This window comes from Pseudomonas sp. B12(2026) (genome assembly GCF_057767015.1).
Genome location: NZ_CM173430.1, coordinates 4,445,816 through 4,459,771, shown reverse-complemented (window position 1 = coordinate 4,459,771; position 13,956 = coordinate 4,445,816). Strand labels below are relative to the sequence as shown.

At 68.2% G+C, this 13,956-nt stretch carries 14 protein-coding genes and 1 pseudogene; 4 read left to right on the top strand and 11 right to left on the bottom strand.

The window, feature by feature from the left end; genetic code table 11:
- Positions 1-58: 58 nt before the first annotated feature.
- Together rnt and pyrC are read right to left on the bottom strand one after the other, a co-directional pair.
- Positions 59-739: a ribonuclease T gene (gene rnt / locus AC3B6A_RS20770; RefSeq protein WP_488398986.1), complete on the bottom strand. Its 681-nt coding sequence runs from the start codon at positions 737-739 to the stop codon at positions 59-61.
- Positions 736-1,782, bottom strand: a complete 1,047-nt coding sequence (gene pyrC, locus AC3B6A_RS20765) for a dihydroorotase (RefSeq protein WP_488398985.1) — start codon at positions 1,780-1,782, stop codon at positions 736-738. The genes rnt and pyrC overlap by 4 nt, the downstream gene beginning before the upstream one ends.
- A gap of 139 nt (positions 1,783-1,921) precedes the next feature.
- Here pyrC and AC3B6A_RS20760 point away from each other — a divergent pair, with 139 nt between their 5' ends.
- The 4 genes from AC3B6A_RS20760 (at position 1,922) to ppnN (ending at position 6,428) form a co-directional block, all read left to right on the top strand.
- Entirely contained in the window at positions 1,922-2,881 is a 960-nt protein-coding gene (locus tag AC3B6A_RS20760; protein ID WP_488398984.1) for a flagellar protein MotY, read from the top strand.
- Between the two features lie 132 nt (positions 2,882-3,013).
- Positions 3,014-4,231: an argininosuccinate synthase gene (locus AC3B6A_RS20755; RefSeq protein WP_488398983.1), complete on the top strand. Its 1,218-nt coding sequence runs from the start codon at positions 3,014-3,016 to the stop codon at positions 4,229-4,231.
- A gap of 153 nt (positions 4,232-4,384) precedes the next feature.
- On the top strand, positions 4,385-4,777 hold the full coding sequence (gene gloA, locus AC3B6A_RS20750) for a lactoylglutathione lyase (RefSeq protein ID WP_488398982.1): 393 nt from the start codon (positions 4,385-4,387) through the stop codon (positions 4,775-4,777).
- Between the two features lie 271 nt (positions 4,778-5,048).
- The gene (ppnN, locus tag AC3B6A_RS20745) at positions 5,049-6,428 is read left to right on the top strand and encodes a nucleotide 5'-monophosphate nucleosidase PpnN (RefSeq protein ID WP_488398981.1); all 1,380 of its coding nucleotides are present in this window, start codon (positions 5,049-5,051) and stop codon (positions 6,426-6,428) included.
- 163 nt (positions 6,429-6,591) lie between these two features.
- Here the strand turns inward: ppnN and AC3B6A_RS20740 are convergent, their stop codons facing one another.
- The 9 genes and pseudogenes from AC3B6A_RS20740 to AC3B6A_RS20700 all read right to left on the bottom strand — a co-directional run bounded on the left by AC3B6A_RS20740 (position 6,592) and on the right by AC3B6A_RS20700 (position 13,956).
- Positions 6,592-6,774: a PA3496 family putative envelope integrity protein gene (locus AC3B6A_RS20740; RefSeq protein WP_488398980.1), complete on the bottom strand. Its 183-nt coding sequence runs from the start codon at positions 6,772-6,774 to the stop codon at positions 6,592-6,594.
- Between the two features lie 104 nt (positions 6,775-6,878).
- A complete protein-coding gene (gene nth, locus AC3B6A_RS20735; RefSeq protein ID WP_488398979.1) occupies positions 6,879-7,517 on the bottom strand; it encodes an endonuclease III in 639 nt (212 codons plus the stop codon).
- Positions 7,514-8,230 carry an electron transport complex subunit E gene (locus AC3B6A_RS20730; RefSeq protein ID WP_488398977.1) on the bottom strand — a complete coding sequence of 239 codons (717 nt, stop codon included), beginning with the start codon at positions 8,228-8,230 and terminating at the stop codon, positions 7,514-7,516. Before AC3B6A_RS20730 ends, nth begins: the two co-directional genes overlap by 4 nt.
- Entirely contained in the window at positions 8,223-8,858 is a 636-nt protein-coding gene (gene rsxG, locus AC3B6A_RS20725) for an electron transport complex subunit RsxG (protein WP_488398976.1), read from the bottom strand. Before rsxG ends, AC3B6A_RS20730 begins: the two co-directional genes overlap by 8 nt.
- Positions 8,858-9,895 (bottom strand): RnfABCDGE type electron transport complex subunit D, encoded by a 1,038-nt coding sequence (locus AC3B6A_RS20720; protein WP_488398974.1) that lies wholly within the window; start codon positions 9,893-9,895, stop codon positions 8,858-8,860. The genes rsxG and AC3B6A_RS20720 overlap by 1 nt, the downstream gene beginning before the upstream one ends.
- Positions 9,892-12,207 (bottom strand): annotated as a pseudogene (gene rsxC / locus AC3B6A_RS20715) (electron transport complex subunit RsxC). Before rsxC ends, AC3B6A_RS20720 begins: the two are co-directional and overlap by 4 nt.
- Positions 12,204-12,758, bottom strand: coding sequence for an electron transport complex subunit RsxB (gene rsxB, locus AC3B6A_RS20710; protein ID WP_488398973.1), 555 nt, complete (start codon positions 12,756-12,758; stop codon positions 12,204-12,206). Before rsxB ends, rsxC begins: the two are co-directional and overlap by 4 nt.
- Complete coding sequence (rsxA, locus tag AC3B6A_RS20705; protein ID WP_488398972.1) at positions 12,755-13,339, bottom strand: electron transport complex subunit RsxA; 585 nt, start codon at positions 13,337-13,339, stop codon at positions 12,755-12,757. Before rsxA ends, rsxB begins: the two co-directional genes overlap by 4 nt.
- A 218-nt stretch (positions 13,340-13,557) precedes the next feature.
- A complete protein-coding gene (locus AC3B6A_RS20700; RefSeq protein WP_488398971.1) occupies positions 13,558-13,956 on the bottom strand; it encodes a DUF350 domain-containing protein in 399 nt (132 codons plus the stop codon).

The following is a 13,956-nucleotide window of genomic DNA, read 5'->3' as shown; positions in this document are numbered from 1 at the left end:
GGTTGGTCATGAAAGAGCCCCGCTTCGGCGGGGCTTTTTCATGCAGGTGGGCAGACGATCAGTGATCGTCTTCCATCCAGCCGCCGAACTCCTTCCAGCGGTTGACGATGCCGCAGAACAGCTCGGCGGTCTTCTCGGTGTCGTAGCGCGCCGAGTGTGCCTCGCGGTTGTCGAACTCGATGCCGGCGGTCTGGCAGGCCTTGGCCAGCACGGTCTGGCCGTAGGCGAGGCCGGCGAGGGTGGCGGTGTCGAAGCTGGAGAAGGGGTGGAACGGGTTGCGCTTCACGCCGCTGCGGTTCACCGCGGCGTTGAGGAAGCCGAGGTCGAAGCTGCTGTTGTGGCCGACCAGGATCGCCCGCTTGCAGCCGTTGGACTTCAGCGACTTGCGCACGCCACGGAAGATCTCGGTCAGCGCCTGCTCTTCCTGCACGGCCATGCGCAGCGGGTGGTCCAGCTTGATGCCGGTGAACTCCAGCGCCGCCTGCTCGATGTTGGCGCCTTCGAAGGGCTCGACGCGGAAGAAGTATGTGTGTTCCGGGAACAGGTAGCCGCTTTCGTCCATGCCGATGGTGACGGCGGCGATTTCCAGCAGCGCGTCGGTGGCGCAGTTGAAGCCGCCGGTCTCGACATCCACCACCACCGGCAGGTAGCCACGGAAGCGGCGCGCCATCGGGTGGCGCGGGCCCGGCGGGAAGGAACCGTCGAGTTCTTCTTCGAAGATTTCGTTCTCGTCACTCATGCCTCGGTCTCCAGCAGGCGCCAGCGCAGCTTCTCGCCGGCACGCAGCGGAACCACTTCGAGATCACCGAACGGCAACGCCGCCGGGGCATTCCATTCCTCGCGCACCAGGGTGATGCGGTCGCTGTTGCGCGGCAGGCCGTAGAAGTCCGGGCCATGGAAGCTGGCGAAGGCTTCCAGCTTGTCCAGCGCGTTGCGCTGCTCGAAGGCCTCGGCATACAGCTCGATGGCGGCGTAGGCGGTGTAGCAGCCGGCGCAGCCGCAGGCGGCTTCCTTGGCGTGGCGCGCGTGGGGCGCGGAGTCCGTGCCGAGGAAGAACTTCGGATTGCCGCTGGTCGCCGCATCCAGCAGGGCTTCCTGGTGGGTGTTGCGCTTGAGGATCGGCAGGCAATAGAAGTGCGGGCGGATGCCGCCGACCAGCATGTGGTTGCGGTTGTACAGCAGGTGGTGCGCGGTGATGGTGGCGCCGACGTTGGCCGGGGCGGCCGTGACGAACTGCGCGGCATCGCCGGTGGTGATGTGCTCGACGACCACCTTCAGGCTCGGGAAACGCTCGACCACGCGGGTCAGGTGCTCGTCGATGAAGCGCTTCTCGCGGTCGAACACGTCGACTTCGGCGCGGGTCACCTCGCCGTGCACAAGCAGCGGCAGGCCGACTTCGGCCATGGCTTCGAGCACGGGGAAGATGTTGTCGATGCTGGTCACGCCGGAATCGGAGTTGGTGGTGGCGCCGGCCGGGTACAGCTTGGCCGCGTGCACGTAGCCCGAGGCCTTGGCGGCGCGGACGTCCTCGGCGCTGGTGCGGTCGGTGAGGTAGAGCACCATCAGCGGCTCGAAGCGGCTGCCGGCCGGACGGGCTTTGATGATGCGCTGGCGATAGACGTCGGCTTCGGCGGCGTTGCGCACCGGCGGAACCAGGTTCGGCATGATGATGGCGCGGCCGAAGGTGCGGGCGGCGTCGCCGACGGTTTGCGCGAGCGCGGCGCCGTCGCGCAGGTGGATGTGCCAGTCGTCGGGGCGCAGGAGTGTCAGGCGGTCGGACATGCGGATTCCAGGAAGGCGGTTGCAGCGGGAAGAGGGTGAAATGCTACCGGAAAAGGCCGCCGCCGGCACTCGCTATCAAGTTTTGCCGAGCCCGGCCGATAGTTTCTCGCGACGCCTTTTTATCTGTGTGGAAGCCATCGTGCGCCAGCCCTCCCTGCTCCTGCTCGCCCTTTGCGCCAGCCTTCCGGCCTGGGGGCTGACCTTCCAGCCGCGCCTGGAAAGCGCCGAATGGACGGTGGCGGGCGACCCGTTCGAGTGCCGCCTGTCGCAGAGCGTGGCCGGCTTCGGCCTGGGCGAGTTCGTCTGGCGCGCCGGCGAGCAGCCGACCTTCCGCCTCAAGCCCCAGCGGGGCTGGCTCGGCAGCGGCTCGGCGACCCTGCTGGCGGCGGCGCCGCCGTGGCGGCCGGGGCTGGGCGACGTGAACCTCGGTTCGGTGCAGGTCGGCGGCGGCGACGTGCCCTTCAACAGCAGCCAGCAGCAGGCCGGGCGCCTGCTCAACGGCCTGCTGGAAGGTCGCACGCCGGAAGTCCGCCACCGCACCCGCGACGGCGAGAACCTGCTGGTGCGCCTGCTGCCGACGCGTTTCGCCGCCGGTTACGCGCAGTTCCAGGACTGCTCGGCGAAGATGCTGCCGGTCAATTTCGACCAGGTCCGGCAGGGCCAGATCGGCTTCCCCGGCGGCGGCACCGAGCTCGACGCCTCGGGCCGCGCCAGGCTGGACATCATCCTGCAATACCTGAAGGCCGACCCGAGCGTGAACCGCATCGAGCTCGACGGCCATTCCGACAACAGCGGTAATCGCCTGGCCAACCGCGACGCCTCGCGCCGCCGCGCCGTCGCGGTGATGGAGTACCTCAAGGCCAATGGCGTGCCGGAATCGCAGATCACCGTGCGCTTCTATGGCGAGCGCTATCCGCTGGTGAAGAACAACTCCGAGGCCAACCGGGCGCGCAATCGCCGGGTGGCGGTGAGCCTGTCCCGCGGGCCGGTTGCCGAGGAGACGCCGGCCGCCCCGGCGTCGGCGGCGCCCGCCACGCCGGAGGCTTCGACGGCCGGCGCGGCCCCAGCGCCTGCCGCCAGCCCCGCGCCGAAGAGCTGAGCCTGCGGCGGCGAGTCGCACCGACGATAGTATTTGTCGCTTTGTCGTCTAAAGCTGTCGCGCCTCTGTAAATTATCCTGGGCGGGCAGTAGAATCGATCCCTTTCGTGACAACCCCGTGGAGTTGAGTGGCATGGCGGACGTGAAGAAGGTAGTCCTGGCGTATTCCGGTGGCCTGGACACCTCGGTAATTCTGAAGTGGCTGCAGGATACCTATAACTGCGAAGTGGTGACCTTCACTGCCGACCTGGGCCAGGGCGAGGAGGTCGAGCCGGCCCGCGCCAAGGCCAAGGCGCTGGGTGTCAAGGAGATCTACATCGAGGACCTGCGCGAAGAGTTCGTCCGCGACTTCGTCTACCCGATGTTCCGTGCCAACACCATCTACGAAGGCGAGTACCTGCTGGGTACTTCCATCGCCCGTCCGCTGATCGCCAAGCGCCTGATCGAGATCGCCAACGAGACCGGCGCCGACGCCATCTCCCATGGCGCCACCGGCAAGGGCAACGACCAGGTGCGCTTCGAACTGGGCGCCTACGCGCTCAAGCCGGGCGTCAAGGTGATCGCTCCCTGGCGCGAGTGGGACCTGCTGTCCCGCGAGAAGCTGATGGACTACGCCGAAACCCACAACATCCCGATCGAGCGCCACGGCAAGAAGAAGTCGCCGTACTCCATGGACGCCAACCTGCTGCACATCTCCTATGAAGGCGGCGTGCTGGAGGACACCTGGACCGAGCACGAAGAGGACATGTGGCGCTGGACCACTTCCCCCGAGAAGGCTCCGGATACCCCGACCTACATCGAGCTGACCTTCCGCAAGGGCGACATCGTCGCCATCGACGGCAAGGACATGACTCCGGCCCAGGTGCTCGCCGAGCTGAACCGCATCGGCGGCGCCAACGGCATCGGCCGCCTGGACATCGTCGAGAACCGCTACGTCGGCATGAAGTCCCGCGGCTGCTACGAGACCCCCGGCGGCACCATCATGCTCAAGGCGCACCGCGCCATCGAGTCGATCACCCTGGACCGCGAAGTCGCTCACCTGAAGGACGAGCTGATGCCGCGCTACGCCAAGCTGATCTACACCGGCTACTGGTGGAGCCCGGAGCGCGAGATGCTGCAGCAGATGATCGACTCCTCCCAGGAGTACGTGAACGGCGTGGTCCGCCTGAAGCTGTACAAGGGCAACGTCATCGTGGTCGGCCGCAAGTCCGACGACTCGCTGTTCGACGCCAACATCGCGACCTTCGAGGAAGATGGCGGCGCCTACAACCAGGCTGACGCCGCCGGCTTCATCAAGCTCAACGCGCTGCGCATGCGCATCGCCGCGAACAAGGGCCGCAAGCTGTTCTGAGCGGTTCCCGGGTAGGCGCGAGTTGGCGAAGCTTTTGCTTTTTGCCCGGTTCGCGAGCAAGCTCGCTCCTACAAAAGAACAACGAACCCCGGCCACGAGCCGGGGTTCGTGTTTATCAGCCCCGCATCCGGGGCGCCTGATGAGGAAGAATCGATGAGACTGCTGCACACCATGCTGCGCGTCGGCGACCTGGACAAATCCATCGCCTTCTACACCGAAGTCCTGGGCATGACCCTGCTGCGCCGCAAGGATTATCCGGACGGCCAGTTCACCCTGGCCTTCGTCGGCTACGGCAGCGAAGACGAGAACAGCGTGATCGAGCTGACCTACAACTGGGGCGTGGACACGTACGAGCTGGGCACCGGCTACGGCCACATCGCCCTGGAAGTGGCGGACGTCTACAAGGCCTGCGACGACATCCGCTCCCGTGGCGGCAAGATCACCCGCGAGCCCGGTCCGATGAAGCACGGCAGCAGCATCCTGGCCTTCGTCGAGGACCCGGACGGCTACAAGGTCGAGCTGCTCTCGCCGCAGCGCAAGGACTGAGTCTGCGATCTTCGAAAAACCCCGCCCTCTGGCGGGGTTTTTCCTTGCGCGCGGGCGCCCGGGGCCGCGCATCCCAGGCATACTGACCTGCACGAGCGTCGCCACGGGCGGCGATCGTGGAAGCAGTTTCGGTCATTTGCTTGTCAGAGACTCTGGAGCACCGCGAGCGGCCGGACGATCCCCGCTGCGCCGTGCCGAACAGCGAACGACCGTACCGATTTTCCGGATGCCCTGCCTTGCGGCGGCCGGCATCCTCGTCATGGAATGCAGAATGTCCCCAAGACCGGTTACCAGTGCCTCGGTTAGCCCCAAGGGCAGCCTCGAAACCCTTTCCCAACGTGAAGTGCACCAGCTCAGCGAAGCGGGCTCGGGCAGCAGCTACACGCTCTTCCGCCAGTGTGCCCTGGCCATCCTCAACACCGGCACGCGGATCGACAACGCCAAGAACATCCTCGAGGCCTACCGCGACTTCGAACTGCAGATCCACCAGCAGGAACGCGGCGTGCGCCTGGAACTGTTCAACGCCCCGGCCGACGCCTTCGTCGACGGCGAGATGATCGCCAGCACCCGCGAGATGCTGTTCAGCGCCCTGCGCGACATCGTCTACACCCAGAACGAAATGGACAGCCGGCGCATCGACCTGGACAGCTCCGCCGGCATCACCGACTACCTCTTCCACCTGCTGCGCAATGCCCGCGCGCTGCGTCCGGGGGCGGAGCCGAAGATCGTCGTGTGCTGGGGCGGCCACTCGATCAGCACCAACGAATACAAGTACACCAAGAAGGTCGGCCACGAGCTGGGCCTGCGCAGCCTCGACGTCTGCACCGGCTGCGGGCCGGGCGTGATGAAGGGGCCGATGAAGGGCGCCACCATCGGCCACGCCAAGCAGCGCAACACCGAAGGCCGCTACCTGGGCCTGAGCGAGCCGGGCATCATCGCCGCCGAGGCGCCGAACCCGATCGTCAACGAACTGGTGATCCTGCCGGACATCGAGAAGCGCCTGGAAGCCTTCGTCCGCGTCGGCCACGGCATCATCGTGTTCCCCGGCGGCGTCGGCACGGCGGAGGAGTTCCTCTACCTGCTGGGCATCCTGATGCACCCGGACAACCAGGACATGCCCTTCCCGCTGGTCCTCACCGGCCCGCGCAGCGCGTCGGACTACATCGAGCAGCTGCACACCTTCATCGGCGCGACCCTGGGCGAAGCGGCGCAGCGCCGCTACAAGATCATCATCGACGACCCGGCGCAGGTGGCGCGGGAGATGAACGAGGGCATCAAGCGGGTCAAGCAGTTCCGCCGCGAGCGCAACGACGCCTATCACTTCAACTGGCTGCTGAAGATCGACGAAGGCTTCCAGCGTCCGTTCGAGCCCACCCACGAAAACATGGCCCGCCTCGACCTGCGCCGCGAGGTGCCGCCCCACGAGCTGGCGGCGAACCTGCGCCGGGCGTTCTCCGGCATCGTCGCCGGCAACGTGAAGGACAAGGGCATCCGCCAGATCGAGCAGCACGGACCCTACGAGATCCACGGCGACGCGGCGATCATGGCGCCGCTGGACGCGCTGCTGCAGGCCTTCGTCGAGCAGCACCGGATGAAGCTGCCGGGCGGCGCGGCCTACGAGCCGTGCTACCGGGTGGTGCAGCGCGCCTGAGCGCCCGGGCTTTGGCCAAGCCCGTGCTCGCGAACAAAGCCGACCAACCCTCCAGATCGGCGCTGAATCGGTTCGCGAGCAAGCTCGCTCCTACAAAAGCGCTGAAAGGCCAAAAACAAAAAGCCCCGCGGCGATGCGGGGCTTTTTCATCTGGGCTTTACGTTCACAGGTCGAAATCGTAATCCGACAGCTGGCGCTGCAGACGGCGCTCTTCGAGGTAGTTGTCGATGATGCGGCGCTTGGTCAGGTTGGTCTTGGCGACTTCTGCCGAGGCTTCGGCGGAATCGTCGCTGTCATCCGTGCTGACTTCGTCCTCGAGTTCGAGGTCTTCTTTGTCGCTTGCCATGGGTTCACTCCAACGCGGGGGTGCTTGGCGCCCCTTATATCGACAAAGAACGGGACCGTAAAAAAGATTTTTTCAATGAGTCGGCGAGATTCTTCCGATGTTTCTCAATCGTCCGAAGTCTTGTGCTTGTACTCGCACAGGTCCTCGATCCGGCAGCTGCCACACTGCGGCTTGCGCGCCTTGCAGACGTAGCGTCCGTGCAGGATCAGCCAGTGGTGGGCGTCGAGCAGATACTCCCTGGGCACGAACTTCAGCAGCTTGCGCTCCACCTCCAGCACGTTGCGCCCGGGGGCGATGTTGGTGCGGTTGGCGACCCGGAAGATGTGCGTGTCCACGGCCATCGCCGGCTGTCGGAACGCCGTGTTGAGCACCACGTTGGCGGTCTTGCGGCCCACGCCGGGCAGGGCTTCGAGGTCCTCGCGGTTGTCCGGCACGCGGCTGCCGTGCTTCTCGACGAGGATGCGGCAGGTCTCGATGACGTTCTTCGCCTTGCTGTTGTACAGGCCGATGGTCTTGATGTACTCCGACAGCCCTTCGACGCCCAGGGCGTAGATGGCTTCCGGGGTATTGGCCACCGGGTAGAGCTTCGCCGTGGCCTTGTTCACCCCGACGTCGGTGGCCTGGGCGGAGAGGATCACCGCGATCAGCAGCTCGAAGGGCGAGCTGTAGGCCAGTTCGGTCTTGGGGTCGGGATTGTCTTCACGCAGTCGGCGGAAAATCTCCGCGCGCTTGGCGGCATTCATTCGATCACTCCGGTCACGCGGACACGCTGCCGCTGGCTGGCGGGTTTATTGCCCGCCGGCGACTGGGCGCGTTCCGCCAGGCTTTCATCGATACGGTTCTTCAAGGCGATCAGCAGGCCCAGCAGCAGGAAGGCGCCGGGCGGCAGGATGGCCAGCAGGAAGCCCTGGCCGTTCGCCAGGAGCTGCACTTTCCAGCTCGCCGCCGCCGGGCCGAACAGCAGGTCCATGCCGGCCAGCAGGGTACCGTGGCCGAGCAGTTCGCGCAGCGTGCCGAGCACCAGCAGCACCAGGGCGAATCCACAGCCCATCATCAGGCCGTCGAAGGCCGAGCGCGCCATGCCCTGGCGCGAGGCGAAGGCTTCGGCGCGGCCGAGGATCATGCAGTTGGTGGTGATCAGCGGGACGAAGATGCCGAGGACCTGGTACAGCTCGTAGCGCCAGGCCTGCATCAGCAGCTCGATGCAGGTGGTCAGTGCGGCGATGATCAGGACGAAGGCGGGCAGCCGCACCGCCTCGCTCAGCGCGCCGCGGATCAGCGCCACCGAGGCGTTGGCGCAGACCAGCACGAAGACCGTCGCCAGGCCCAGGCCGAGGGCGTTGACCACGGAGTTGCTGGTGCCCAGCAGCGGGCACAGGCCGAGCAGCTGCACCAGGCCCGGATTGTTCTTCCACAGGCCCTGCAGGGCCAGTTCGCGGTAGCCGGGATCACTCATGGCTGTCTCCCGAAGCGGCGGGGGCGAGCAGCTCCGCCTTGTGCGCGTCGAAATACTGCAGCGCCCGGTGCGTCGCCTTGACCACCGCGCGCGGGGTGACGGTGGCGCCGACGAACTGGTCGAACCGGCCGCCGTCCTTCTTCACCTTCCAGCCGGCATCGCCCGGATCGCCCAGCGCGCGGCCGTCGAAGCCGTGCAGCCAGTCGCTCTTGCCCAGCTCGATGCGGTCGCCCTGGCCGGGTGTTTCATGGTGCGCCACGACCCGCACGCCGAGCAGCCGGCCTTCGGCGGTGACGCCCACCAGCAGCTGGATCGAGCCGCCGTAGCCGTCCCGCGCAACGGGCTGGAGCACCACCGCCGTGGCCTTGCCCTGGCGGCGGGCGACGAAGGCCGGCGCCGGCTCGTCGCGGCCGAGCAGCTTGGGATCGAAGGTGCCGACCTCGCTCTCCAGCGGATGGTTGTCGTAGCTGCCGGGCGGCAGCAGTTCCAGCAGGGTGCGCCCGCGCGCCTCGCGCTGGGCGGTGTCGATGCGTTGCGCGGTGAACTGGTGGACGACCGCCACCACGCCGGCGGCGATCGCCGCGAGCAGGCCGAGCGCCAGGGCGTTCTTCAGCCGGTTGCGGTTCATCAGTCACCCACCTTGAAGCCGCGCTCGGGCTTCTTGTGCCCGTAGGTGCGCGGGCGCGTGTAGTAGTCGATGGTCGGCGCGGCGAGGTTCATCAGCAGCACGGCGAAGGCCACGCCGTCCGGGTAGCCGCCCCAGGCGCGGATCACGTAGGTGAGCACGCCGGCGCCGATGCCGAACACCAGCCGGCCCCGGTTGCTGGTGGCACCGGAGACCGGGTCGGTGACGATGAAGAAGGCGCCGAGCATGCTCGCCCCGCTGAACAGGTGCAGCAGTGGCGAGCCGTGGGAATCCGAGCCGGAACCGTTCCAGAACAGCAGGCTCATGACGAACAGCGCGCCGAGCATGCCCACCGGCGCGTGCCAGGTGAACAGCCGGCGCCAGAGCAGGAACAGGCCGCCGGCGAGGAAGGCCAGGTTGACCAGCTCCACGCCGCGCCCGCCGATGTGGCCGAAGGCCGGGGACTGCGCCAGGAGTTCGTCCATGGTCAGGCTGTTGTTGTTGCGCAGCACGTCCAGCGCGGTGGCGCCGACCCAGGCGTCCGGCGCCTGGCTGGCGAGGCCGAAAATCTGCCGCAGCCCATCGCCCAGCCCCGGCGTGCTGTCCGGTGCCGGCCACTGGCTCATCAATTGCGGGAAGGACACCAGCACCACCGCGTAACCGACCATCGCCGGGTTGAACGGGTTCTGCCCGAGGCCGCCGTACAGGTGCTTGCCGAACACCAGGGCGAACAGCGTGGCGAGCCCGCTCAGCCACCAGGGCGCATAGGGCGGCAGGGCCAGGGCCAGCAGCACGGCGGTGACCAGCGCGCTGCCGTCCTTGAGGAAGAAGTCCAGCGGGCGCTTGCGCAGCCGGAGCATCAGCGCCTCGGTGGCGAGAGCGAGCAGGCCGCACCAGAGCAGGTTGAACAGCGTGCCGATGCCGTACAGGCCGATCAGCACCAGGGCGCCGGGCGCGCAGGCGGCCAGCAGCGTCAGCATGACCTTCTGCGTGCGGTTGCCGCCGGTGGCGTGGGGCGAGCTGATGCGCGGCAGCGTCATCGAGGCTCCTCGCCGCCGGCCTCGGCGACGGCGCGTTGCGCCGCCTGCAGGCGCGCGCGGGCGCTGGCCAGGGCTGCTTCGGCGGCGTCCTGGCGTTCGAGCTTCTTCAGGTCGGCGCGGGCGTAGGCCAGTTCGGTCTTTGCTGCGCGCAGGGCATCGCTCATCGGGTGCTTGTCGGTGCGCACCAGGTCCGGCGGCGCCTTGCCGCAGGAATCTTCGGCGGCATGCAGGGCTTGCTCGGCTTCCGCCAGCGTCGTGCGGATCGCGCTCAACGCCTCGTCGGAGGCGCCTTCGCGTTCAGCCTGGCGCAGGGCGTCGCGCTGGGCGATGTAACGCAGCTTGGCCTGGCGCAGGGCGAGGATACCGTCGATGGGGGCGCTGGTTTTCGGTTCGGTCGGCATGCTTTACCTCTGCAATTGGTTGAGGATGAGCTCGATGCGCTCGACGTCCGCGCGCAGGGCGGCGAGGGTGGCGCGCTGCTCGTCGGTGGGCGAATCGCCAAAGGCCTTCTCGGACTTCTTCAGCCGGGCGCGGGCCATGGCGGCGTCGATCTTCGCCTTCTTCAGCGCGGCTTCGTCGTCGACGGCAGCGGCGGCCGGAGCCGGCGCGGCGCTGGCGCTTTCCGCTTCGGCGGCGGCCAGCGCGGCCCTGGCTGCTTCGGCGGCGCCGCGCAGATCGGCGACCTGGGCGCGCAGCTGTTCGGTGTCGTGGGCGGCGAGCTGCTTCTCGGCTTTCTTCAGCGCGACCTGGGCCATGCTCGCCTCGATCTTCAGCCGCTTGAGCGCGTCGGGGGCATTGCCCACGGCCTTCTCGGCCTTCACCCGCTCGATCACCGATTGCGCGGCGGGCGCTTCGACCTCGGCCTGATCCTCCTGCCCGCCTGCCGCGCGTTCCTGGCGGGCCAGGCGCTCGGCGGCGCGCTGTTCTTCCTCGCGGCGCAGGCGGTCCTGGCGCTGCTCGAAGCGCAGGCGCGACTGCTCGGCCTTCAGCTGGCGCTGCTGCAGCTCGCGGATATCGGCCTTGGCCGCGCGGTAGTACTGCACCAGCGGGATGCTCGACGGGCAGACGTAGGCGCAGGCGCCGCACTCGATGCAGTCGAACAGGTCGTGCGCCATGAGCTGCTCGTGGTTCTCGGCGAAGAAGTGCAGCTGCTGCGGCAGCAGGCTGGCGGGGCAGACCTGCGCGCAGTCGCCACAGCGGATGCACGGCATGGCCGGCGGCGCCGGCGGCAGCTCCTCGCGGGTGGCGGCCAGCAGGCAGTTGCTGGTCTTGATCAGCGGCACCTCCAGCGACGGCAGGCTGACGCCCATCAGCGGGCCGCCGAGGAGCAGGCGGTCGAGCTTCGCCCGGTCGAGGCCGGCGAAGTCCAGCAGCTCGCCCACCGGCGTGCCGAGCAGCGCCTCGACGTTGCACGGGCGCGCGAGCGCCGCGCCGGCCAGGGTGGCGATGCGCGAGATCAGCGGCTTGCCGCGCAGCACGGCGTCGGCCACGGCGACGGCGGTGGCGACGTTCACGCAGAGCATGCCGATGTCCACCGGCAGCCCGCCGGAGGGCACCTCGCGGCCGGTGAGAATCTGGATCAGCTGGCGTTCGCCGCCGGAGGGATAGCGGGTCGGGATCGCCCGCAGGGTGATGCTGCGCTCGCCGATGGCGGCCTGCACGGCGGCCAGCGCCTCGGGCTTGTCGTCCTCGATGCCGACCAGCACCTGCTCCGGCTGGAGGATGTGCGCGAGCACTTCGATGCCTTCGACCAGCGCGGCCGCGCGCTCGCGCATCAGCAGGTCGTCGGCGCTGATGTAGGGCTCGCACTCGGCACCGTTGATGACCAGGGTGTGCAGGTCGTCCTGCGCGCGCGTGGCCAGCTTGGCGGCGGTGGGGAAGCCGGCGCCGCCGAGCCCGGCGATGCCGGCGTGGCGGATGCGTTCGAGCAGCTCGGCCGGGGCGAGCGAGGCGTAGTCCGCGCGCGGCTCCAGCTCGGTCCATTGGTCCGCGCCGTCGCTGTCGATGACGATGGCCGGCGCGGTCAGCCCGGAGGCGTGCGGATAGGGTTGCTCGCCCAGCGCCACCACGGTGCCCGAGGTGGGCGCGTGCAGCGCGGCGCTGATGGCGCTGCCCGGTTCGGCGATGCGCTGGCCCTTGAGCACATGCTGGCCGACTTCGACGCAGGGCCGGGCGGGTTCGCCGATGTGCTGCTGCAGCGGCAGCACCAGGCGGCGCGGCAGCGGCGGCTGCTGGATCGGCGCCTGCGTCGACTGCTGCTTGTGGTCCGGCAGGCGCAGGCCGCCGGGGAAGTTCCACACCGGCGCGTTCATGCCGCCCGCTCCCGGTCGCTGGCGATCAGCCGACCCTGCGGCAGCGGCCACTTCCAGTCGGCGACGCGCACCGGCAGGTCGCGCATCTCGATGCAGTCCACCGGGCAGGGCTCCACGCACAGGTCGCAGCCGGTGCATTCGTCGACGATCACCGTGTGCATCAATTTGGCCGCGCCGACGATGGCGTCCACTGGGCAGGCGCGGATGCACTTGGTGCAGCCGATGCACTCGGCCTCGCGGATGTAGGCCACGCGCGGGGGCGTTTCCTCGGCGGCGTCCAGCGGCGGCGGCTCGACGCCCAGCAGGTCGGCGAGGGCGGCGATGGTCGCCTTGCCGCCGGGCGGGCACTTGTTGATCGCATCGCCCCCGGCGATGGCCTGGGCGTAGGGCTTGCAGCCGGCGTAGCCGCACTGGCCGCACTGGGTCTGCGGCAGCAGGGCGTTGATCTGCTCGGGCAGCCGGTCGTCTTGCGCCTTCAGGCGGCGCGCCGCATAGCCCAGCAGCGCGCCGCCGGCGAGGCAGAGCACGACCACCAGCAGCACCGCGCTCATGGCTTGAGCAACCCGCTGAAGCCCATGAAGGCCAGCGACATCAGCCCGGCGGTGATCATGCCGATGGCCGCGCCCTGGAAGGGTTTGGGCACGTCGGCGATGGCGATGCGCTCGCGCAGCGCGGCGAACAGCACCAGCACCAGGGAGAAGCCCAGCCCGGCGCCGAAGCCCTGCAGGCTGGATTGCAGGAAGCCGTATTCGGGCTTGTTGGCGTTGAGCAGCGCCACGCCGAGGATGATGCAGTTGGTGGTGATCAGCGGCAGGAAGATGCCCAGCACGCGGTGCAGCAGCGGGCTGGTCTTCTTCACCAGCAGCTCGGTGAACTGCACGACGACGGCGATCACCAGGATGAAGCCGATGGTGCGCAGGAACTCCAGGTCCATCGGCTGCAGCACGTAGCGCTGCAGGATGTAGCTGAACACCGAGGCGAGGGTGAGGACGAAGGTGGTGGCCAGGGCCAGGCCGAGGGCGCTCTCGATCCTGCGCGACACGCCCATGAACGGGCAGACGCCGAGGAACTGCACCAGCACGAAGTTGTTGACCAGGATGGCGCTGACCAGGATGAAGGCGAGTTCGGTCATCGAAACTACCGTGCGCAGCGAGTGGGCGGTGAAAAAGGGCACTCATTATCCGGAAGGCGAAACCCTGGCTCAAGCCGGGGAGTGCGCCTGGAATCTAAGGGTAGTGCAGCCGTCGGGTGGCGGCCCGGATCCAGTCCGGACGTACGGCTCGCGGTCGCTGGCGGGAGCAACGAAAAAGCCGGTGGGGCGGCCACCGGCTTTTCTGGCGCGCAGAGGGCTCAGTAGACCATGCAGGCAGCGTTGAGCAGGCCCACGCAGAGCGAGGCGCCGCCGAGGAACACGCCGTGGGCCAGGGTGTTGCCGGCGATGCCCTGCTTGAGCTCCGGCACCAGGCGCGCCAGGCCGAGGAACAGCAGCACCTGCACCAGCATGGCGATCACGCCCCAGACCAGCATGTCGACCAGGCTGACGCTGTGGGCGATGGCGCTGGAGAGCGGCAGGGCGAAGCCGAGCAGGGTGCCGACCAGCGCCACGGCGGCGCTGATGTTGCCCTGGCGGATCAGCTGGATTTCCGCGTAGGGCGTCAGGCGCACGTAGAGGCTGGTGAAGAGGCCGAACAGGCCGATGGCCGTGGCGAAGTAGGCGAGGAAGTCGGGCAGGGTCTGCAGCAGGTTCAT